Source organism: Streptomyces sp. NPDC044063, from assembly GCF_056434285.1.
Genome location: NZ_JBWKFM010000004.1, coordinates 84,003 through 104,423, shown reverse-complemented (window position 1 = coordinate 104,423; position 20,421 = coordinate 84,003). Strand labels below are relative to the sequence as shown.

Annotated in this window: 19 protein-coding genes; 5 read left to right on the top strand and 14 right to left on the bottom strand. The window is 75.2% G+C overall.

From position 1 onward, the window contains the following. Nucleotides 1-81: 81 nt before the first annotated feature. Nucleotides 82-480, top strand: coding sequence for an SH3 domain-containing protein (locus AC07BS_RS07275; protein ID WP_478647410.1), 399 nt, complete (start codon nucleotides 82-84; stop codon nucleotides 478-480). 80 nt (nucleotides 481-560) lie between these two features. Here the strand turns inward: AC07BS_RS07275 and AC07BS_RS07270 are convergent, their stop codons facing one another. From AC07BS_RS07270 to AC07BS_RS07240, 7 genes are all read right to left on the bottom strand, one after another. Then, the gene (locus AC07BS_RS07270; RefSeq protein WP_478647411.1) at nucleotides 561-1,013 is read right to left on the bottom strand and encodes a hypothetical protein; all 453 of its coding nucleotides are present in this window, start codon (nucleotides 1,011-1,013) and stop codon (nucleotides 561-563) included. Between the two features lie 142 nt (nucleotides 1,014-1,155). Beyond that, the gene (locus tag AC07BS_RS07265) at nucleotides 1,156-1,305 is read right to left on the bottom strand and encodes a DUF5302 domain-containing protein (RefSeq protein WP_478647413.1); all 150 of its coding nucleotides are present in this window, start codon (nucleotides 1,303-1,305) and stop codon (nucleotides 1,156-1,158) included. Next, on the bottom strand, nucleotides 1,302-2,594 hold the full coding sequence (locus tag AC07BS_RS07260) for an MFS transporter (protein WP_478930985.1): 1,293 nt from the start codon (nucleotides 2,592-2,594) through the stop codon (nucleotides 1,302-1,304). The genes AC07BS_RS07265 and AC07BS_RS07260 overlap by 4 nt, the downstream gene beginning before the upstream one ends. 74 nt (nucleotides 2,595-2,668) lie before the next feature. Continuing rightward, on the bottom strand, nucleotides 2,669-3,901 hold the full coding sequence (locus AC07BS_RS07255; RefSeq protein WP_478647414.1) for a PLP-dependent cysteine synthase family protein: 1,233 nt from the start codon (nucleotides 3,899-3,901) through the stop codon (nucleotides 2,669-2,671). A 141-nt stretch (nucleotides 3,902-4,042) separates the two neighbouring features. Then, nucleotides 4,043-4,444, bottom strand: coding sequence for a hypothetical protein (locus tag AC07BS_RS07250; protein ID WP_478930767.1), 402 nt, complete (start codon nucleotides 4,442-4,444; stop codon nucleotides 4,043-4,045). A gap of 60 nt (nucleotides 4,445-4,504) precedes the next feature. Then, nucleotides 4,505-5,050: a hypothetical protein gene (locus tag AC07BS_RS07245; protein WP_478647417.1), complete on the bottom strand. Its 546-nt coding sequence runs from the start codon at nucleotides 5,048-5,050 to the stop codon at nucleotides 4,505-4,507. A gap of 73 nt (nucleotides 5,051-5,123) precedes the next feature. Next, nucleotides 5,124-6,551, bottom strand: coding sequence for a HEAT repeat domain-containing protein (locus tag AC07BS_RS07240; protein WP_478647418.1), 1,428 nt, complete (start codon nucleotides 6,549-6,551; stop codon nucleotides 5,124-5,126). Between the two features lie 332 nt (nucleotides 6,552-6,883). Here AC07BS_RS07240 and AC07BS_RS07235 point away from each other — a divergent pair, with 332 nt between their 5' ends. Continuing rightward, nucleotides 6,884-8,371, top strand: coding sequence for a PP2C family protein-serine/threonine phosphatase (locus AC07BS_RS07235; protein ID WP_478930764.1), 1,488 nt, complete (start codon nucleotides 6,884-6,886; stop codon nucleotides 8,369-8,371). Between the two features lie 81 nt (nucleotides 8,372-8,452). On the opposite strand, the gene AC07BS_RS07230 is transcribed toward AC07BS_RS07235, so the two are convergent. Further along, a complete protein-coding gene (locus AC07BS_RS07230; RefSeq protein WP_478647420.1) occupies nucleotides 8,453-9,943 on the bottom strand; it encodes a DNA-binding protein NsdB in 1,491 nt (496 codons plus the stop codon). 235 nt (nucleotides 9,944-10,178) lie between these two features. Between AC07BS_RS07230 and AC07BS_RS07225 the strand changes: the two genes are divergently transcribed. After that, entirely contained in the window at nucleotides 10,179-11,291 is a 1,113-nt protein-coding gene (locus tag AC07BS_RS07225; protein WP_478647421.1) for an aminoglycoside phosphotransferase family protein, read from the top strand. 288 nt (nucleotides 11,292-11,579) lie between these two features. Then, nucleotides 11,580-13,610, top strand: coding sequence for an N-acetylmuramoyl-L-alanine amidase (locus tag AC07BS_RS07220; RefSeq protein WP_478930762.1), 2,031 nt, complete (start codon nucleotides 11,580-11,582; stop codon nucleotides 13,608-13,610). 61 nt (nucleotides 13,611-13,671) lie between these two features. Here AC07BS_RS07220 and AC07BS_RS07215 read toward each other — a convergent pair whose 3' ends face one another. The 6 genes from AC07BS_RS07215 to AC07BS_RS07190 all read right to left on the bottom strand — a co-directional run bounded on the left by AC07BS_RS07215 (nucleotide 13,672) and on the right by AC07BS_RS07190 (nucleotide 18,648). After that, nucleotides 13,672-14,172 (bottom strand): hypothetical protein, encoded by a 501-nt coding sequence (locus AC07BS_RS07215; protein WP_478647425.1) that lies wholly within the window; start codon nucleotides 14,170-14,172, stop codon nucleotides 13,672-13,674. A gap of 107 nt (nucleotides 14,173-14,279) precedes the next feature. Further along, nucleotides 14,280-14,522 (bottom strand): DUF397 domain-containing protein, encoded by a 243-nt coding sequence (locus tag AC07BS_RS07210; RefSeq protein ID WP_478930759.1) that lies wholly within the window; start codon nucleotides 14,520-14,522, stop codon nucleotides 14,280-14,282. 75 nt (nucleotides 14,523-14,597) lie between these two features. Then, the gene (locus AC07BS_RS07205; RefSeq protein WP_478647428.1) at nucleotides 14,598-15,764 is read right to left on the bottom strand and encodes a thiolase domain-containing protein; all 1,167 of its coding nucleotides are present in this window, start codon (nucleotides 15,762-15,764) and stop codon (nucleotides 14,598-14,600) included. Beyond that, nucleotides 15,761-16,789 (bottom strand): lipid-transfer protein, encoded by a 1,029-nt coding sequence (locus AC07BS_RS07200; RefSeq protein ID WP_478930757.1) that lies wholly within the window; start codon nucleotides 16,787-16,789, stop codon nucleotides 15,761-15,763. Before AC07BS_RS07200 ends, AC07BS_RS07205 begins: the two co-directional genes overlap by 4 nt. Then, nucleotides 16,786-17,733, bottom strand: a complete 948-nt coding sequence (locus AC07BS_RS07195) for a Zn-ribbon domain-containing OB-fold protein (RefSeq protein ID WP_478930755.1) — start codon at nucleotides 17,731-17,733, stop codon at nucleotides 16,786-16,788. Before AC07BS_RS07195 ends, AC07BS_RS07200 begins: the two co-directional genes overlap by 4 nt. 69 nt (nucleotides 17,734-17,802) lie before the next feature. After that, complete coding sequence (locus tag AC07BS_RS07190; RefSeq protein WP_478930753.1) at nucleotides 17,803-18,648, bottom strand: crotonase/enoyl-CoA hydratase family protein; 846 nt, start codon at nucleotides 18,646-18,648, stop codon at nucleotides 17,803-17,805. 137 nt (nucleotides 18,649-18,785) lie between these two features. On the opposite strand from AC07BS_RS07190, the gene AC07BS_RS07185 reads away from it, so the two are divergent. After that, nucleotides 18,786-20,414: an acyl-CoA synthetase gene (locus AC07BS_RS07185; RefSeq protein ID WP_478647435.1), complete on the top strand. Its 1,629-nt coding sequence runs from the start codon at nucleotides 18,786-18,788 to the stop codon at nucleotides 20,412-20,414. The last annotated feature ends 7 nt before the right edge of the window (nucleotides 20,415-20,421 follow it).

Sequence of the window (20,421 nt, the reverse complement as noted above, 5' to 3'; positions counted from 1 at the left end):
TTCATCTTGATTTGTGTTTATGGCGACATTTCAGGTGGAACCGGGACATTGCGTGATCCACTTCGCATCAAGGGAGTCCCCATGTTCAGTACGCTCGCCGTCCGCTGCAGAAAGGCATCGGCCGCCGTGCTGGCGGTGTCCGCGCTCGGCGGTTCTCTGCTCGCCGCCGTCCCGGCCCAGGCCATCCCGCCCGTACGGCCCTACGGCGCGGTCCTCGCCTCCTCGGGCATCAACGAACGCGTCTTCCCGACCACCGACTCGGCCGTGAAGGGCGTGCTCAAGTTCCACAGCCAGGTCGCGCTGCGCTGCAAGGCCAGGGCCCAGGACGTCTCCGGGAACGCCCTCTGGTACATGCTGCGGGACCGCACCACGTGGGTCTCCGCCCGCTACGTCGACCCCACCGGTGACGTGCCCTACTGCCGGACCCTCACCCGCAGCGCACTGGACGAGAGCGCGGAGTCCCGGAGGGCCATGGGCTGATCGAAGCGACGGGGCCGCGCGGCGGCACCCGGGGGTCCGGGCGGGGCCGGACCCCCGGGTGAACGCGTTTCCGGCCCGCGTCAGCCCCGGCGGCGCTTGAAGGCCCGCCGGATCAGGAAGATCGCCAGGACGATCAGGGCCACCACCAGGAGGGTGCCCAGGATCATCGCGACGAGCAGCGCCACGCCCAGGCGCTTGAAGAAGCTCTTCTTCTTTTTCTTCTTCTTGTCCTTGTCCTTGGCGAGCGACTTCTTCTTGCCCTTCGCCAGCGTCACGTGGCCCGCGTTCCCGTGGTGCGACGCGGCCGTGACCGCCGAGGCGGTGCCGTCGGTGGACGTGCCCGCGGCGGCCGGCGCGCCCGCCGCCGTGGCACCCGCGGCCTGGGCGGCGGTCGCGGCCGCCGGCCGCGGCGCGCTCACGGCCGATGCCGGCGTGGCCAGCAGGGCGGCGCCCAGGGTCAGGGCCACGAGGGCGGAGACCCTCCGGGCCAGGCGTCCTCGGTACCGTCCGGTGTGCTGCTTCTCGCTCTTCATGCGCGGCCCCCTGTGTGGTGCTCCGATGTATGCGGTGCCCCGCGGGGTCGCGAGGCGGTCCCATTATCGGCACACCCGCCGAGGCGCCCGGCAGGGCGCGTACCCGGTGCCGGGGCACCGGGTACGGCCCGCGCTCGGGCGGTCAGCCGCTCTTGCGGCGGAAGGAGCGCTGGCCGCCCTCCTTCCCGTGGGCGCCGTGGATCTTGGAACCGTCGCGGTTCCGTTCGACCGCGCCGCCCTCGGCCGCCTTGCCGCGCTTACGGTCCAGCGCCTCGCGGAACCTACGCTTCACATCGTCCTCGTGGCCTGCCGCCGACTGCTCTCCCGCTGTCTCCTCCGCCATGAAAACCTCCTGGTCATCGGGGTGTTCGGGACAGCTTCGCACAGTCCGGGCGCGGCGAGTCGCCCGGAACGGGCCAGGAGGTGGACGGCGCCGGCGCAGCCGGCCCCCGTGGCCGCGAGCACGCACCACACCAGGGCGAGCGCGTGGTGCCGCAGGGCGACGTCCCACAGCGCCCCGACGGCGAGGTTGCCGAGCGTGACACCCAGCCCGGAGACGGTGTTGTAGAGGCCGTAGTGGGTGGCGACCAGCCTGTCCCCGGAGAGCCTGACCACCGTGTCCATCTCGAACGGGTAGACCACCGCGGCGCCGGCCGACAGCAGCACCACGGCCACCGCCAGCGCCACCGCGGTGGCGACCGCCGCGGCCGTCCCGTCGCCGCCGGGCACGAACGCGAGCGGCAGGAAGGCCGCGCCCATGACGGCCAGCCCCCGTACCAGCGCCTGCCCCGGGTCCCAGCGACGGCCGGCCCAGCCGGTCAGCCGCAGCTGGCCCGCGACGGCCACCGCCGCCGAGAGGACGAACAGCCCGGTGGTGATCTCCGTGCCCGCCCTCCCGAGCGCGGCCCCCGCGGCCAGCGGCAGCGCGAGGTAGACCTGGAAGGTCAGCACGTACGCGCCGGTCATGGCAAGGGAGAACAGCAGGAACGGCCGGTTGGCGACGACGGCCCGCCACTGCGCCCGCACCCCGCCCGCCGGCCGCCCTCCCCCGCCGTCCCCGCCCGCGCGGTGCGGCAGGGCCCGCCACTGCACAGCCGTCAGGACGGCGAAGACGACCGCGGCCACCGTGCACACCAGCCGGAAGTCGACGGCGAGCAGGGCGAGTCCGGCGAGCGGGCCGAGCAGCATCCCGGCCTGGTAGTAGACGTTGAACGTCGCGAAGGCGGCCACCCGCCGCTCTCCCGCCGACGCCGCGAGGTAGGCGCGCACCGACGGGTTGAACAGCGCGCCCGCGAAGCCCGTGGCCGCCGAGGCGACGATCAGCGCGGGCAGCGCGTCCACCCAGCCCAGGAGGGCGAACCCGGCCGTGCGCAGCAGACAGCCGGCCAGGATGGGCCCCTTGTAGCCGTAGCGGTCGGCGAGGGCGCCGCCGACGAGGAACATGCCCTGCTGGGAGAGGTTGCGCACGCCCAGGACCAGGCCCACGGCCCAGGCGGCGAGCCCGAGGTCGCCGCCGAGGTGGGCGGCGAGATAGGGCATGAGCATGTAGAAGGCGAGGTTGATGGCGAACTGGTTGACCATCAGCAGCCGGGCGGCCGGCGGGAAGGAGCGGGTGTGCCGCCACAGCGGGACCGGCCCGCCCGTCGTCGGCCCGCTCACCGGGCCGCTCCCGCCGGCGCGTGGTCGCCCGTGCCGGGCCCGGCGGCGAGCGGGTCGACGACGGTCGAGCAGGCGGTCCAGCGGGTGACGACCCGCTCCCCGGGGTGGGCGATGCGGTCGGGGGCGGGCGCCGGTAAGCCGCCGAGCAGCCGGTGGCGGCGGCAGTAGTCGTCGTCGAAGACGGTGCCGACGTAGCGCTGGGGACCGTCGGGGAAGACGGTGGCGATCCTGGCCTCGGGCGGCAGCGTGGCGGCCAGGTGCCGGGCGACCAGGGCGACCGCCCCCACGCTCCAGCCGCCCGTGGCGCAGCGGGATCTGGCCAGGGCGCGGGCGGCCCAGACGGCCTCGGGGGCCGCGACCCAGTGCACCTCGTCGAAGAGGGGGTAGGCGACGTTGCGCGGGTGGATGCTGCTGCCGAGGCCGCGCATCAGCCGGGGCGCGGCGGGCTGGCCGAAGATGGTGGAGCCGGTGGTGTCCACGCCCACGACGCGCAGCGCCGGGAAGTACTCGCGCAGCACGGAGGCGACGCCCGCCGAGTGGCCGCCGGTGCCGACGCTGACGACGAGGGCGTCGATCCGGCCCAGCTGGGCGACGAGTTCGAGGGCGAGGGTGCGGTAGGCGGTGACGTTGTCGGGGTTGTGGTACTGGTCGGGGCACCAGGCGTCGGGGCGGGCGGCCAGGATCTCCCCGACGCGGTCCCGGCGGGCCTGCTGCCAGCCGCCGACCGGGTGCGGGTCGCGCACGATGTCCACCTCGGCGCCGTACGCCCGCAGCAGCCCGGCCATCATGGGCTCCATGCCGGGGTCGGTGACGACGGTGACGGGGTGGCCGTGGGTGACGCCGGCCAGGGCCAGCCCGAGCCCCAGGGTGCCGGAGGTGGACTCCACGATGGGGGCGCCGGGCAGCAGGCTGCCCCGCTCCCGGGCCCGGGCGACCATGTGGAGGGCGGTGCGGTCCTTGATGCCGCCGGGGTTGCTGCCCTCCAGCTTGGCCCAGAAGCCGCGGCCGGGTTCCGTGAAGGGCTCGCCGATCCACAGCACCGGGGTGCCGCCGACCAGCCCGGCCGGGGTGCGGGCGGGCAGGGCGGTGGCCGCCGTCAGCGCGGCCGGCGGTACGACGTCGGCGACGGGGAGGGGGACGGGGACGGGCGCCGGACACGGTGACGGCGAGGTCGGGGAGGGAGAGAGGGAGGGGGACGAGGACGGGGACAGGCGGACGGAAGACGTCATGGCGTGGCTCTCCCGCGGCCGCGGGGCCGGCCTTCCGCACGGGAGGGCCGGGCCGGGCCGCGTCGTCATAAGGAGGACGGTGGGGGAATCCGCTGTGCTCACGGCGCCGCGCGCGTCGTACGCCGCGCGGCGCGTGCCGTCCTACGTCCGCCAGACGCCCAGCACCGACCGTTGCCGGCCGGGATCGAGGCCCCGGCCGGCGGCCGTCCAGGGCGCGTCGGCCGAGGGCCGTTCCGGGACGGGAGCCGCCGCGGCGGGGGCGGTCGGCAGGCCGCCGGGGCCGGGCGCGGCGAGGTCCGTGCGGCCGGTGGCGACCGCGGCCTCGGCGGGTTCCTCGCACCGCGCCGCGCCGCCGTGGCCGTGCTCCGGCCGGTCGCACGCCGGTACGGCGTACGCGCGGCCGGCGGTGGGCGAGACCTGGCCGTGGGAGGCGCACGCCAGCAGATGGGCCAGCGCGACCAGGACGACCAGGAACACCGGCAGGGCCCGGAGGCCGGAACGCGGCCCCCGGGACGGTGCCCCCGGTGTCCCTCTGGTCGTCACACGACCATTAATAAGCACACCCTCATATAAGGCGTCCGTAAAGGGAGTTGAGGCGTCCGCTCAGCGGACGAGCTGGTCGCCGTCGGGGACGTCCTCGACCGTCACCCGGACGTCCCGGGACAGCCCCAGGCCCTCGGCCACCGCCCGCGCCAGCCCGGCGGGGTCGGGGTGCTCGGGGTACGGGACGGGCTCCCCCTCGGCGTAGCTCTCGATGGCCTTGGTGAAGTAGCCCGGGTGCCAGGCGCCGACGGCCCCCCTGACCTCGACGGCGGTGACGCGGCGGGTCCCGGCCAGGCGCCGCGCCGCGGCCAGGATGCGGTCCGAGCGCAGCTCGCCCGGCACCTGGAAGAGGCTGGCGTGGGCGCCGGCCTTGGCGCCGCCGCACAGGCGGAGGGTGACGGTCAGACAGCTGGTCACGCTGGGGTAGAGGATCGGGCGGCCGGGCCCGGCCTCGGCCACCTGTCCCTCGGTCACCCTGACCGGGTCGGACGGCGCCCGCGAGCCGGCCGCGACGGCCGTCGCGGGCCGCAGGGCCAGCGCGGCGGCCGCGACGAGCAGCGCCCTGCGCGAGGTGGAGGCGGATATCGGGGAACGGCTGCCGGACACGGCGCTCCTGAGGATGTCGGGATGATCAAGGACCCCGGCATCCTAGGCCGTGTCCGACCGCGCCGTGGGCCTCCTACCCGAGGGAGGCGCCGGGTTCGAAGCGGCTGCCGGCCGCCGTCTGGACCTCGGCCTCCTCGGCCGGATCGGCGGCGAGGCGGCGCAGCTGCTCCACGACGCGCGCGTCGGCGGTCGTGGCGTGGTGCGCCGCGAGCTCGCGGGTGGACTCCTCGCAGTCCCACAGGCACTCGACGGCGAATCCCGTCGCGAACGAGGGGTCCGTCGCGGCGAGGGCGCGTGCCGCGCGGCCGCGCAGGTGGGAGGAGGCGGTCTCGCGGTAGACGTGGCGCAGCACGGGCGCCGCGCAGGCGATCGCCATCCGGCCGGCGCCGTCGACGAGGTCCCACAGGGCGGGCGCGTCGCAGCCGGCGGCCCGCACGGTCCGGCGCAGGGCGGCGAGCACCAGCGGGGAGTCGTACTCCCCGCCGCGGCAGGCCAGCATGGCGCCGGCCGCGGAGCCCAGGGCGTCGTCGCGCGTCAGCCAGGCCCGGGCCCGCTCCAGGGCCGCGGTGCTGCGCATCCGTTCGAAGGCGGTGACCGCGGCCTCCGCGACGAGCTCGGAGGGGTCGGCGGCGGCCGTCTCGATGAGGTCCAGGGCCTGTGGATCGTGGTGCTCGGCCAGGTAGCGCAGGGCGGTGGCGCGCGCCGCCTCGGCGCCGAAGGCCGCGGCCTCGATGATCTCGCCGCGGTCCTCGGGCCCCGCGACGGCCGTCAGGCAGCGGGTGGCGGGGACGTGGCGGTGCTGGGTGGGGTGCTGGTCGAGCCCCTGCTGGGCCCAGTCCAGGACCTCGCGCACGCTCCAGCCGGGCCGGGGCCCGGACGGCCGCATCTGGCGCTGCCAGCGGTCGAAGGAGCCCTGCTCCCGGGCGGCCCGCACGCGGGCGGCGGTGGCGGGGGACTGCTGCTCGTCGGCCCACAGCCGCCAGGGGCGGGGCTCGAAGGCGTCGCGGACGGCGGCGGCGAGCGCGGCCTCCCCCTCGGGGGTGCGCGGGAAGCGGGCGAGGATCAGCTCGCCGAGGGCGAGGAGACCGGCGTCCTCGTCGCGCAGGGCCAGCTCGTCGAGGGCCCAGGACCAGCTGGTGCCGGTGGCGGCGTAGCGGCGCAGGAGCCCCAGCGCCTCGGGGCGCCCGTAGGAGGCGAGGTGACCGAGGACGGCGAGGGCCAGGCCGGTGCGCTCCTCGGCGGTGTCGAGCAGGTCGTCCGGGTGGAAGAGGTGCTGTTCGATCTCGTCGAGACCGCCGTCGAGGTCCAGGTAGAGGCGCGCGTAGTAGAGCGAGCGGTTCTCGACCTGCCAGTCGCGCCGGGGGTCGCGGAGCACGCAGTGGTTCAGCGCCGCGAGCGCCTCGGCGCGCGGCGCCGCGAGGGCATGCAGGGTCCCGTCGCCGCGGCCTCGCTGCAGGAGGCCGAGCAGGGTGCCGCTGGGCGCTATGTCTGGATCGAACATGGGGTCAGCATCCGGTGCGGGGAGTCGGCTGGCAACGGGATTTCCTCACGGACGCCATTCTTGCCGGTGTCCACCGATGTCATGCCTGGTGAACGGTGGAGTCCCGGTCGGCCCGAGCGCCCGCAGCTTACCCGGAAGAGGACGTTCCGCGGAGCGCTGTCGGATATGTCGCACTAACGCCACTGGCATATGCCGCCAGCACCACCGTATCGGGTATTGCCGAAGCGCTTACAGGTCATCGCCGACTGTGCAAGAGTCGTTACCGCACTCACCCGCCCGCCGGAGCCCACGGGCCCCGGGCCGGCCGCGCCCCGCCTGTATCGGAGTACGTGATGCCGTCACCGCAGTCAGCGGACAGCCCCGCCGCCGAGACGCCCGAGCTCGGCGCCGTCGACGCGCTGATCACGCAGACACGGCGGCTCAGGGGCGGCATCGACGCGGTCCGGCGCGAGACGGCGGCGGACGCCGAGCGCTCCGGCGACCCCCGGCTGCGCTGGCGGCGCGCCCTGGTGGAGCTGGCGGCCCAGCACGCCGACGACCTCGGCGAGCACCTCGGCCAGCTGCGCGCGGGCCTGCCCGCCGAAAACCCCGACGACACCACCGCCGACACAGCCGCCGCCCCGGAGCCCGGCGGCGTCCTGACCGCCGAGCGGCCCGCCCCGGACGAGCCCCCGGGCGCCCCCGGCCGGGCCGGCAGCGCCGAGTGGAACCTCCTCACCGACGAGGCCGTCTGGTCCCCGGAGCTCTTCGAGCTGTTCGGCCGCCGCCCCGAGGACGGCGCGCTCACCCTCGACGAGCTCCCCTCCTGGCTGCCGGAGGAGGACGCCCCCCTCCTGACCGCCATGGTCACGGACTGCCTGGTGGAGGGGAAGCCGATCGACGGCGAGTTCCGCATCGTGCGCGGCGACGGCGAGTCGCGCACGGTGCACATGATGGGCGAACCGGTGCTCGACGCCGACGGCTGCACGGCCGCCATGTGGGCCGTGCTCAGGGACGTCAGCGAGCTGCGCCGCTGCCGGCGGGAGGTGCGCGAGACCCGTGACTCCGCGCACCACCACCGCCACCGCGCGCAGACCGAGCACCGGCTCGCGGTCGAGCTGCAGGAAGCCGTGCTGCCACCGTGGCGCGGCTCCCTGCGGTTCCCGCAGGCGGGCGCGGCCTCTCCCGGCGGCCTCCGGGAGGGCGCCGCCCTCGACCTCGCCGCCCACTACCTCCCCTCGGCGACGAGCACCCTCATCGGCGGCGACTGGTTCGACGCCCTGGAGCTGCCCGGCGGGCGGACGCTGCTGACCGTCGGCGGCCTCACCGGTCACGGCGTGACGGCCACGTCCACCATGGCCATGCTGCTCGGCGCCGTCCGCGGCATGGCCGTCTCCGGCTGCGAGCCCGCTCCCCTCATGGGCTGGCTCAACCACCTCCTCGACGCCTCGGCCCAGCCGGCGCTCGGCAGCGCGCTCTGCTGCCGCTACGACCCCGGCACCGGCACCCTGCTGTGGGCCCAGGCCGGTCACCCCGCCCCGCTGCTCTTCCGCGGCGGGTCGGGGCACGCGCTCCGGCCACCCCAGGGCATCGTGCTCGGGGCCGTCGCCGACGCCGCGTACGAGCAGGCCACGGAGACCCTGCTCCCGGGCGACGTGCTGGTCCTCCACACCGAAGGGCTGATGCCCCGGCCGTCGTCGGACGCCCGGCTGACCACCCTCGCCCCCCGCTTCGCGGCGGCGGGCAGCGCGCAGGAATGCCTGCGGGTCGTGCTGGAGGAGTTCGGCGCCAAGGACCGCGAGGACGACGCGTGCGTCCTGGTCGCGCGCATCGGCTCGTAGCGCCCTCGACCGCCTCGCCGACTTCCTCGCCGACTTCCTCGTCGACTTCGTCCACCGCCGGCCGCACCGGCCGGCGGCCGCTCACACCGCCGCGGGGCCGGGCCTGGGCCCCGGGACCTTGGGCAGCGCCCGCTGGATGTCCTCCCGGAGATCCTCGATCCGTGGATAGTCCGCGTACTTCCCGGTGAGCCGGTACATCTCGCGCAGCCGGTCCCAGGTGCGGTGCGAGGAGGTCTCGCCGATGGTGTTGAGCGCCATGCGGGCGAACGTGTCCGCCTGCTCGGGGTCGTTGCCGATGAAGCAGGCCGATGCCATGGAGATGTAGTCGAAGATCATGGAGCGCTGGCGCTGGTCGCCCCGCAGCTGCAGGGCCCGCTTCGCGTGCCGCTGGGCGATGGGCGCGGCGGAGGGGTCGTGCTCCGCGAGCGTGCGGTAGGCCAGGGCCTGCATGCCGTGGAGGTCCGCCTCGTCGAACATCTGCATCCAGCTCGGCGGCGGGACGTCGCCCTTGTCCGCGACGAAGAGCTCCTCCGCCTCGCCCAGGGTGCGCCGCATCGCCTGACCGCGCCCCATGGACGCCTGCGCCCAGGCCTCGACGGTGCAGAGCATGGCCCGGGTGCGCGGCAGGGTGTCGGAGCCGCCGCCGGACTTGGCCAGCTTCATCAGGTCCAGGGCGTCGTCGGGGCGGCCGAGGTGAACCATCTGGCGGGCGGCGCGGGAGAGGGCCTCCCCCGCCCGCGGCCGGTCGCCGCCCTCGCGGGCCGCGTGCGCGGCGATGACGAAGTACTTCTGCGCGGTGGGCTCCAGGCCCACGTCGTGCGACATCCAGCCGGCCAGCACCGCGAGGTTGGCCGCGACCCCCCAGAGCCTGCGCTGGAGATGCTCGGGATGGTGGTACGAGAGCATGCCGCCCACCTCGTTGAGCTGGCCGACGACGGCCTTGCGCTGGAGGCCGCCGCCCCGGGAGGCGTCCCAGAGGCGGAAGACCTCGACCGAGCGCTCCAGCGCGTCGATCTCGAGGGAGCCCACCGGGGCGGCCTCGTAGCGGTGGTAGCCGGCCGGGTCGGCGTGCGTCGACCGGGCCTGCAGCGGATCGTCGAAGCGGGGGGCGTCGGAGGCGAGGACCGGATCGGAGTGCAGCCAGTCGTGCATCGCGCTGCTGATTGCTGAGCCTGCGGCGAGCGCGGCGCCCGCGCCCACCAGGCCGCGTCGGTTGAGCATGAGGTCCATTCCCGTGAATTCGGTGAGGACCGCGGCGGTCCGCTCGGGCGGCCACGGCAGCCCGTCCGGGGACTGCCCCTTGCGTGCCCGCCCGCGCCGGCCGAACCCGAGGTCCTCGATGGTCACGACACGGCCGAGGCGCTCGGTGAAGAGGGCTGCCAGCACCTTGGGCACGGGATCCCGGGGGGACTCCCCCATGTCGATCCAGCGCCGCACCCGCGAGGTGTCGGTCGCCAGCTGCGGGTGGCCCATGACCGCCGCCTGCCGGTTCACAAGTCTCGCGAGCTCCCCCTTCGACCAGCCGGCCAGGCCGAACAGGTCCGCAAGGCGGGTGTTGGGTTCCCTCGTCACGTCAAGCCCCCAGGTTCCTCGGCTGACTTGACCGTACTCGGGCGGTCATGGGCCAAGCGAGTATTCGCCAGGGTTCGCCAGGGTGCGCCACATGGTGTGCCACCCGTCCGTGGGTGTGATGTAGGAACGCGCAACCCCGACCACCCGGACCCCGAGGGCATTCCCCAGGGTGCCGGACGGTCCGGGGGACGGGGGAGCGCAGCAATTCGCCGACACGAAGGGATCCGTTCCGCTCATGTATGCAGCATCGACCTCCGTGTCCACTCCGCACCGGCCGCTCCGCAGTCAGCAGGGCGGTGGCGGACCGTACCTCGACCCCTCCCACGCTGTGGGGGCCGCGTTCGGGGCCGGACGGGCGCGGAGGGCTCCGGGGATCGGCGCCCAACCGGTCAGCGGGAGAATCGACTTGTCCGGCCCTCAGGGCGCCCAGCTGCGCACGGTGATCTCGTCGGTGCACCGGATCTGCCCGGAGTTCAACCCCGTCCAGGTGCTCAGGCGCGGTGGACGCTCGGTGCTCCTGGTCGGCACGACCGGTCGGAGCACGGCCGTGGCCAAGTGTTTACTCGATCATTCACCGGCCTGGGCCGAACGCTTCCGGCATGAAATAGCCACATATCGGGCGTTCGTCCGGCATCGCCCCCCGGTCCGGGTCCCCCGGCTCATCGCCGCCGACCCGGAGAACTGCACCCTGGTCCTGGAGCGGATGCCCGGCCGGCCCGCCGCCGTCCAGCGGCATCCGGTGGACACGCTCCCCCGGGCGGACGTCCGGGCGGCGCTCGGCGCGATCTGCCGGGTGAATCTCTGGCGGCCACCCGCCGGGATGTTCGACATGCCGCTGGACTACGGCAAGCGCATCGCCCGCTTCCACGAGCTCGGTCTCCTCACCGACCGGGACATGGGCGACCTGCAGAAGCTGTTGCACGGCCTGGCGCACGTCCAGGGGCAGTTCTGCCACGGCGACGCGCTGCTGTCGAACGTCCTGCTGTCGCCGGCCGGCCCGGTGCTGGTCGACTGGGACCACGCCGGCTGGTATCTCCCGGGGTACGACCTGGCGACGCTCTGGGCCGTCCTCGGCGACGCCCCGGTGGCCCGCCGTCAGATCAGCCAGCACGCGCAGGCCGGGGGACCCACGTCCCGGGACGCCTTCCTGGTCAATCTGATGCTGGTGCTCACCCAGGAGATCCGGACCTACGAGACGGCCGTGCAGCGTGCCATGCACGAGCCCGCCGCACCCGGTGCGGCCGGGGCCGGGGAGTCCGGGGAGGAGCAGCGCCTGCTGCTGCGCCGGCTGCACGACGACTGCGCGATGGCCCGCCGAGCGGTCCGGGCCGCGGTCGGCACCCGCTGAACGGGCCACCGACACGCCGTGCCGCCGACTTGCGGCGTGTCGGCCCGCACCCGTCCGGACGGGTGATGTGCGGGGTGCCGTGACGCCCGCGCCGGGAAAGCCCCGGCGCGGGCGTTGACGTGCGCGGCGGCACCGGCTCAGGCTGATGACCACCAGCCTGATGACCGTCGGTGCAGTCATATTGACGGATCGTCGGCTGGGTCGATCGCTCTTGGTAGGTTCGGTCACCGGGCCGACCACGCCCTCATCACGCCACCGCACGGCACCGCCCGTCCCGAGGAGGCCGCATTGCGAGAACGCGCACCAGCGTCACCACGGAACGCACCCGCGAGAGACGCACGAGGCCCGCTCGGGACCAGGAGCAGACGCCGAGCGGCGCGCGCCGCCGTCCCCGTCGCGGCCGCCGCACTGCTGCTGCCGCTGCTCGGCGCCGCGCCGGCCGCCCCCGCCGGGCAGGCGGCGCCGGCCGCCGCGGGCACCCTTCAGCGGGAGTTCGCCGACGCCGCCGCCCGGTACAAGGTCCCGGAGAAGGTCCTGCTCGCGGTCTCCTACCTGCAATCGCGCTGGGACGGCCACGGCGGCTCCCCCAGCGTCACGGGCGGCTACGGCCCCATGCACCTGACCGACGCCGCCACGGCCCTGGCCGACACCGGGCGGCAGCACCACAGCGATCCCGGCGAGGACGCCCGCGGCGACACCTCCCGTCCCCGCGCCGCCGCCCGCCCCGCCCTGCCCGCCCCCGCCGAGCTCCCGCCCCGGCTGCGCACCCTGCCCCGGGCCGCCGGGCTCACCGGTCTGTCCGCCGCGTCGCTGCGCCGCGACCGGGCCGCCAACATCCGGGGCGGCGCGGCGCTGCTGGCCGACGAGCAGAAGCGGCTGGGCCTGCCGGCCGGCAAGGACCCCGCCGACTGGTACGGAGCGGTCGCCGCCTACGCGGGCGCCACCGACACCGCCACCGCGAAGACCTTCGCCGACGACGCCTTCGACCTCCTCCGGCGCGGCCAGCGGCGCCGTACGGACTCCGGCCAGGAGGTCGTCCTGCCCGCCACCCCGGGCCTGGCGCCCCGCACCGACCAGGTGCGGCGCCTGGGCCTGGGCACCCTCGACGCCTCCGGCGTGGAGTGCCCGTCCTCGGTGGCCTGCGAGTCGATCCCGGCGCCGTACGAGAAGCTGGAGGGCTCGGACTACGGCAATCACGACGTCGCCGACCGGCCGGACTCCCAGAAGGTCGACTTCATCGTCGTCCACGACACCGAGGGGACGTGGGAGACGACGATCAAGCTGATCAAGGACCCGGCGTACGTCTCCTGGAACTACACGATCCGCTCCGGTGACGGGCACATCGCGCAGCACGTGCCGACCAAGGACGTGGCCTGGCACGCCGGCAACTGGTACGTGAACTCCCGGTCGGTCGGCATCGAGCACGAGGGCTTCCTGGCCCGGCCCGACGCCTGGTACACCGACGAGATGTACCGCACCTCCGCCCGGCTCGTCCGGCATCTGGCGGAGAAGCTGGACGTCCCGCTCGACCGGCAGCACATCATCGGTCACGACAACGTCCCGGGCGCCACCGGCGCCTCGATCCGGGGGATGCACACCGACCCCGGCCCGTTCTGGGACTGGGCGTACTACTTCGAGCTGCTGGACGAGCCCTTCGTCCCCACGGCGAGCCCGTTGAGCCGGATGGTCACCATCGCGCCCGAGTACGACGACCACGAGCCCGTCTACACGGGCTGCGTGAAGCCGGGCGAACCGTGCGAGCCGCACGGCTCCGGCGCGGTCCGGCTGCACACGGCCCCCCGCGACGACGCCCCGCTGGTGCGGGACATCGGTCTGCGGCCCGACGGCAGCGCCTCGACGACGGACGTCAACGACACCGGTGCCCGGGCCTCCACCGGACAGCAGTTCGCGGTGGCCGGCGAGCACGCCGGGTGGACGGCGATCTGGTATCTGGGCCAGCAGGCGTGGTTCCGCAATCCCTGGTGGGAGCCGGTGGCGCTGGGCGCCCGGGGCCGCACGGTCACGCCGAGGGCGGGGCTGAAGGAGATCCCGGTCTACGGCCGCGCCTATCCGGAGAAGGAGGCCTATCCGGCGGGCGTCCCGGTCCAGCCCCTGACCCCGCTGCCGTACACGCTGCCCGCCGGGCAGGCGTACGTGGCGGGGGGACGGATGCCGGGCGAGTACTTCTGGGCGTCCGACTACGACCCCGGCAGGCACCGGCTGGTGCGCGGCAAGGAGATCTACTACGAGATCCAGTTCGGGCACCGGGTGGCCTTTGTGAAGGCGTCCGACGTGACGGTCCGGTCCACGGGCTGGTAGCCCGTACGACGGGAGCCCGGCGCGCCCAGGGCGCGCCGGGCGGACCGGACGGGGCTGGGCCCTAGCCCGCCTGGAACATCTCCGCGGGCAGCGGCTTGAGCAGCTGGTAGAGGTCGTCCGTGATCGGCCGGTCCCAGCTGGCGATGGTCACCAGGACGCCGTCGCTGCGGTCGAACTGGGTGCAGGAGATCCGGCTCTCCGAGCACTTCAGCCGGCGCACGATGAGGAGGTTGTCCTCGTGCATGACCGGCACGTCCTCGGTGCCGACGACCTCGACGGGCTCGTCGTTGCCGAGGGCCACGAGCAGCTGCGCCACCTCGAAGGGGATCTGTCCCTCGGCCAGCTCGCGGTGCGGGGAGCCCTCGGGCATATTGCCGATGATCATCGCGGGGCCGCGGCCGCCGAACAGGTCGTAGCGGAGGAAGACGCCCTGGCAGCTTCCGTCGGGTGCGGGCAGCAGGCCGGCTCCGAGGTCGCCGGGCCAGTCGCCGGGGTCCATGGCGAGGACGTCGAAGTCCGGGCCGGTGGGGTTGGCGGCGCTGCGGCGGCGGAGGAAGGACATGCCCACATCGTACGTGCCCGTCCGCGTGCCGTGCCGCCGGGGAAGCCGGGGCGTGCCGCGGCCGGGGCACGGCCCGCGGCGGGAGGGCCGGGGGTGGCGCGCGGGCCCTAGGTGAGGTCGAACTCGCCGTCCCGGGCGCTGAGCACGAACGCCCGCCACTCGCCCGGCGAGAAGATCACGGCGGGGACGTCGTCCGGGTCCCGCCGGTCGCGCATGGCGATGTAGCCCTCGACGAAGGCGATCTGGACATTGCCCCGCCGGCCGCCGCCGCTCGACTGCCACGTGGCCCGGGCCAGATCGAGCTCCGGCTTCGCGTCGCCCACCGGTTGTTCAGTCGTGCTCTCCGCCACGTCCGCACTCCTCCCGGGTCGTCGTCGAGCCCACCCTAGCGAGCGGGGGCGACGGCGGACAGGCCCCGTACCGGCTCAGGTGGCGGGGGGCGAGGAGGCCACCAGCCACATGGAGAAGAACTGCGCGCCGCCGCCGTAGGCGTGGCCCAGCGCCCGGCGCGCGCCGGGGACCTGGTGGGCGCCGGCCAGGCCGCGGACCTGGAGGGCGGCCTCGGCGAAGCGCAGCATGCCGGAGGCGCCGATGGGGTTGGAGGACAGCACGCCGCCGGAGGGGTTCACGGGCAGGTCGCCGTCGAGTTCGGTCGCGCCGGACTCGGTGAGCCGCCAGCCCTCCCCCTCCCCGGCGAAGCCGAGGTTCTCCAGCCACATCGGCTCGTACCAGCTGAAGGGCACGTACAGCTCCGCCGTGTCGATCTCGCGGCGCGGGTCGGTGATGCCGGCCCGGCGGTAGACCTCTGCGGCGCAGTCGCGGCCGGCCCGGGGGGAGACGAAGTCCTTGCCGGGGAAGAGCGTGGGCTCGCTGCGCATGGCGCCGCCGTGCACCCAGGCGGGCGGGTGGGGGGCGCGGGCCGCGCCGGCGCGGTCGGTGAGGACCATGGCGCAGGCACCGTCGGAGGAGGGGCAGGTCTCCGAGTAGCGGACGGGGTCCCAGAGCATGGGCGAGGCGAGCACCTTCTCCAGGGTGAGGTCGTGCTCGTGGAGGTGGGCGTAGGGGTTCTTGAGGGCGTTGCGGCGGTCCTTGTGGGCGACGCGGGCGCCGGTGGTGGGGGGTGCTCCGGTGCGGCGGATGTAGGCGCGTACGTGCGGGGCGAAGAAGCCGCCGGCCCCGGCGAGCAGGGGCTGCTGGAAGGGGACGGGCAGGGAGAGGCCCCACATGGCGTTTGACTCGGACTGTTTTTCGAAGGCCACGGCGAGGACGGTGCGGTGGACGCGGGCGGCCACGAGGTCGGCGGCGACCAGGGCGGTGGAGCCGCCGACGGAGCCCGCGGTGTGCACCCGCAGGAGGGGCTTGCCGACGGCGCCGAGGGCGTCGGCGAGGTAGAGCTCGGGCGTCATGACGCCCTCGAAGAAGTCGGGGGCCTTGCCGATGACGACGGCCTCGGTGTCGGCCCAGGTCAGTCCGGCGTCCTCCAGGGCGCGCAGGGCCGCCTCGCGGACGAGCCCGGCGAGGGAGACGTCCCGGCGGGCGGCGGCGTGACGGGTCTGGCCGATGCCGGTGACGGCGACGGGTTCCCTGCTCATGCGGCGTCCCCTTCCAGCACGGCGACGAGGTTGTGCTGGAGGCACGGCCCGGAGGTGGCGTGGGCGAGGGCCCGGTCGGAGGCGCCGCGGTGGATGCGGGCGGCGGCCTCGCCGATGCGGACGAGGCCGGTGGCCATGACGGGGTCGGCGGCGCGGGCACCGCCGGAGGGGTTGATCGCGACGGTGTCGTCGAGGCGCAGGGCGCGGCGCAGGACGATCTCCTGCGGGGCGAAGGGGGCGTGGAGTTCGGCGGTGTCGGCGGGGGCGCGGAAGGCGCCGGCGCGCTCGGCGGCGAGCCGGGTGGAGGGCGAGTCGGTGAGGTCGCGCAGGCCGAGGGCGTGGGGTTCGGCGCGGTGGTCGATGCCGCGGATCCAGGCGGGCCGCGCGCACATGCGGCGGGCGGTGTCTCCGGCGGCGAGGACGACGGCGGCGGCGCCGTCGGTGACGGCGGGGCAGTCGGCGGCGCGCAGGGGGTGGACGACGGGCTCGCCGGCGGGGCCGGTCGCCTCCCCGCGGCCGAAGGTCCCGTCGGTGAGGCCGGCGTCGATCAGGGCGCGGGCCTGGAGTGCGGCCAGGGCGGCGGGGTCGGGCCACAGGGGGGCGAGGTAGTACGGGTCGAGCGTGCGGGTGAGGACGTCGCGGAGGTCTCCCGCGGTGGGCTTGCCGTGGGCGTAGACGAGGGCGGTGTCGGCCCGGCCGGTGAGGATCTTCACCCAGGCCTCGTACAGCGCCCAGGCCCCGTCCATCTCGACGTGGGACTCGGCGATGGGCGGCCAGGCGCCGACGGCGTCGAGGGTGAGGGTGAAGGAGAAGGGACGTCCGGCGAGGTAGTCGCTGGAGCCGGAGCAGGTGAAGTCGGCCTCGCCGGGGCGGAGCCCGGCCTGGGCGAGGGCCTCCTGGAGGACCGGCAGGAGCGTCTCGGCCTCGTTGAGGCCGGGGGCGGGACCGGTGTCGGCGGTCCGGGCGAAGGCGACGACGGCGACCTCGCGCGGGGCGTCCGGGGCGTGGGGGGCGCGGGAGGTCACAGCAGCCTCCGGTAGGTGTCGTAGGCGGCGTCGGGTTCGCCCGTGGGGCGGTAGTGGTCGGGGTGGCGGCCGTCGCCGGTCCAGACGGGCTCGACGCGCAGGCCCATGCGCACCTGGTCGTACGGGATGCCGCCGACGCGTCCGTGGAGGGCGGTGTCGGCGCCGTCGAGGGCGATGTGGGCGTAGACGTAGGGCACGTCGATGTCGAGGGCCTTGGCCTTGATGTTGACGACGCAGAAGGTGGTGACGGTGCCGCGAGGACCGACCTCGGTGCGCTCGGTGGTGGCGACGCCGCAGGTGGGGCAGGCGCCGCGGGGCGGCACCTGGACCGTGCGGCAGGACGGGCAGCGTTCGCCGAGGAGGGTGCGGCGGGCGAGACCGTCGAGGTAGCGGGACGGGGCGCGGCCGGGCGTATGGGTGTAGTCGAGGCGGGCGGGCGCGGTCAGCGTGGTGACGGGGTCGGCGAACCGGCCGTCGTGCGGGGTGCCGTGGGCGGTTCCCGGAAGGCCGTCGTACGGCTCGAAGCAGGCGATGTCGGTGATCGCGCCGACGCGGTGGGCGGCCCAGCGGACGCGGACCCGCAGACCGGTGCGCACGGCATCGGCGTCCGGCGCGTCGAGCGCGTGGAGGAGGGCGGTGTCGGCGCCGTCGAGGCGGACCAGGACCCAGGCGAAGGGCCGGTCCAGGGGCTGGCGGGGGCGGGGCGCGGGGTTCCAGGCCCAGGTGGTGACGGTGCCGGTGGGGGCGACCTCGACGAGGTCGCGGATCTCGTCGGCGGTGACGGGGTCGTACTCGACGGGCGGGACGAGCACCCGGCCGTCGCGGGTGCGGACACCCAGGACGACGCGTTCGCGGAGCCCGGTGAGGAAGGCGCTCTGCACGGGGCCGAGGGAGCGGGTGAAGGGGAACTCGACGACGAGGGGGGCGGTGAGGTGCTCCGGCACCGGTGCGCTCCTTCCGTGACCGTGACCCTGACGGTGGTGGTGACGGCGGTCGTGACCGCCGGGCGCCGCTCAGGCGCGCCGGTAGACGGGCGGGCGCTTCTCGGCGAAGGCCCGGGCGCCCTCCCGGGCGTCGGCGGTGGCGAGGACGGCCTGACCGCGCTTCAGTTCGAGGGCCAGGGCCTCGGTCTCGGGCAGATCCGCGACCTCGTACACGGAGGCCTTGACGGCCTCGACGGCGAGCGGGGCGTTGGCGTTGACGAGCTCGGCGGTCCGCAGGGCCTCCGCCAGCGCGGTGCCGTCCGGGACGACCCGTCCGACGAGCCCGATGCGGGCGGCCTCGGCGGCGGTGTAGGAGCGGCCGGTGAGCAGCATCTCCAGGGCGTGGGCGCGCGGGATCTGGCGGGGCAGGCGGACGGTGGAGCCGCCGAGGGGGAAGAGGCCGCGGCGCACCTCGAAGAGGCCGAAGGTGGCGCTCTCGGCGGCGACGCGGAAGTCGGTGCCCTGGAGGATCTCGGTGCCGCCGGCGACGCAGGGGCCCTCGACGGCGGCGATGACGGGCTTGCGCGGCCGGTGGTGGCGGAGCATGGCCTTCCAGTGGAGGTCGGGGTCGGCCCGGAAGCGGGCCCGGACCGCGTCGTCCGGTCCTCCGGCCGGTCCCCCGCCGGCCAGGGCCTTGAGGTCCATGCCGGAGCAGAAGGCGCCGCCGGCGCCGGTGAGGACGACCGAGCGGATCGCGTCGTCGGCGTCGGCCAGCAGCCAGGCGTCGTACAGCCCGGCCAGCATCGGCAGGGACAGGGCGTTGCGCGCCTCGGGCCGGTCGAGGGTGAGGACGAGGGTCGCGCCGACCCGTTCCACGGTGAGGTGCGCGGTGCCGCCGGTTCCGCCCGTTGCCTCGCTCGCTTCGGTGCTCGCCATGGGGATGCCTCCCGTCGTGGGACCGCACACAGCGTGCAGGAGGCGGCGGGCGGGTTCAAGAGTTTTTCTGACACAGCGTCAGATCCATGGGTCCCGAGGGCTTCCCCCTCCCCCGCCGCGGCGCTCTAATGACGGCCGTGGACTACAACCTCGCGGATCTCTTCGAGTCCATCGCCGACGCGGTGCCCGGCCGGGAGGCGGTCGTCCACCTCGACCACCCGGGCGACGGCGCCGAGCGCCGGCTGACGTACGCCGCGCTCGACACGGCGGCCGGCCGGCTCGCCCGGCACCTCCTCGACAGCGGGATCGGGCCGGGCGACCACGTGGGGCTCCACCTCTTCAACGGCGTCCCGTACCTCCAGACGCTCCTGGCCTGCCTGAAGATCAGGGCCGTGCCGGTCAACGTCAACTACCGCTACGTGGCCGACGAGCTGGCGTACCTCTACCGCGACGCCGACCTGGCCGCCCTCGTCTTCGACGCCGCCTTCACCGACCGGGTGGCGGCCGTCCTGCCCCGGGCGCCCCGGCTGCGCCACCTGGTGCGGGTGGGCACCGCGCCCGCCGGGGCAGCGCGGCCGCGCGTCGCCCCGGTGCCGTTCACCGAGGCCGGGACCGCCGGCCCGCCCGTGCGCGCGGCGGGGCCGCGCTCGGGCGACGACCGCTTCATCCTCTACACCGGCGGCACCACCGGCATGCCCAAGGGCGTGGTGTGGCGGCAGGAGGACCTCTTCTTCTCGGGTCTCGGCGGCGGGGCCCCCACCGGCGAGCCCGTCCGGCGGCCGGAGGAGCTCGCCGAGCGGGCGGCCGCCGGCCCGGCCGGGCAGGCCCTCTTCCCCGCCGCGCCCCTCATGCACGGCACCGCCACCCTCACCGCCCTCATCGCCCTCCACCTCGGCCAGAAGGTCGTCCTCCACACCCGGTACGCGCCCGAGGAGGTGCTGCGCACGATCGCCCGCGAGCGGGTCACCGGGCTGTCGCTGGTCGGCGACGCCATGCTGCGGCCGCTCCTCGACACGCTGGCCGGGCCCCTGCGCGGCACCGACTGCTCGTCGCTGCGCGGCGTCAGCAGCTCGGGGGCCGTGCTCTCGGACACCGTCCGGGCCCAGTTCGCCGCGCTGCTGCCGGGGGTGCGCCTGGTCGACAACTTCGGCTCCTCGGAATCCGGCTTCAACGGCACGGCCCTGCCGGACGCCGGCCCCGGCACCGGCTTCCGGCTGCGCGTCAACGCCCGTACGACCGTGGTCGACCCGCTCACCCGCCGCCCCGTCGCCCCCGGCGGGACCGGCCGCCTCGCCCAGCACGGCCATGTGCCGCTCGGCTACCACAACGACCCCCGGCGGACCGCCGAGACCTTCTTCACCGCGCGCGGTGAACGCTGGGTGCTCCTCGGCGACCTGGCCGTCCTCGGCGAGGACGGCGTGGTCACCGTGCTCGGCCGGGGCTCGCAGTGCATCAACACCGGTGGCGAGAAGGTGTTCCCGGAGGAGGTCGAGCAGGCCCTCAAGGCCCACCCCGCCGTCTACGACGCCGTGGTCACCGGAGTCCCCGACCCCCGCTGGGGCCACCGGGTGGCCGCCGTGGTCCAGCCCCGCGCCGGCGCCGAACCGCCGACCCTGACCGCGCTCCAGGCCCACTGCCGCACCCGTCTCGCGGGCTACAAGGTGCCGCGCACGGTCGTCCTGACCGAGCGCATCGAGCGCTCCCCGAGCGGCAAGGCGGACTACCGCTGGGCCCGCGCGGTGGCGGAGGGCGGCGGGCGGCCGTAGGGCCGCG

What these genes read in the sequence shown, in the direction of transcription:
- AC07BS_RS07275 (WP_478647410.1), top strand. Translation starts at nt 82, where the DNA reads ATGTTCAGTACGCTCGCCGTCCGCTGCAGAAAGGCATCGGCCGCCGTG.
- AC07BS_RS07270 (WP_478647411.1), bottom strand. Translation starts at nt 1,013, where the DNA reads ATGAAGAGCGAGAAGCAGCACACCGGACGGTACCGAGGACGCCTGGCC.
- AC07BS_RS07260 (WP_478930985.1), bottom strand. Translation starts at nt 2,594, where the DNA reads ATGGTCAACCAGTTCGCCATCAACCTCGCCTTCTACATGCTCATGCCC.
- AC07BS_RS07255 (WP_478647414.1), bottom strand. Translation starts at nt 3,901, where the DNA reads ATGACGTCTTCCGTCCGCCTGTCCCCGTCCTCGTCCCCCTCCCTCTCT.
- AC07BS_RS07240 (WP_478647418.1), bottom strand. Translation starts at nt 6,551, where the DNA reads ATGTTCGATCCAGACATAGCGCCCAGCGGCACCCTGCTCGGCCTCCTG.
- AC07BS_RS07235 (WP_478930764.1), top strand. Translation starts at nt 6,884, where the DNA reads ATGCCGTCACCGCAGTCAGCGGACAGCCCCGCCGCCGAGACGCCCGAG.
- AC07BS_RS07225 (WP_478647421.1), top strand. Translation starts at nt 10,179, where the DNA reads ATGTATGCAGCATCGACCTCCGTGTCCACTCCGCACCGGCCGCTCCGC.
- AC07BS_RS07215 (WP_478647425.1), bottom strand. Translation starts at nt 14,172, where the DNA reads ATGTCCTTCCTCCGCCGCCGCAGCGCCGCCAACCCCACCGGCCCGGAC.
- AC07BS_RS07205 (WP_478647428.1), bottom strand. Translation starts at nt 15,764, where the DNA reads ATGAGCAGGGAACCCGTCGCCGTCACCGGCATCGGCCAGACCCGTCAC.
- AC07BS_RS07190 (WP_478930753.1), bottom strand. Translation starts at nt 18,648, where the DNA reads ATGGCGAGCACCGAAGCGAGCGAGGCAACGGGCGGAACCGGCGGCACC.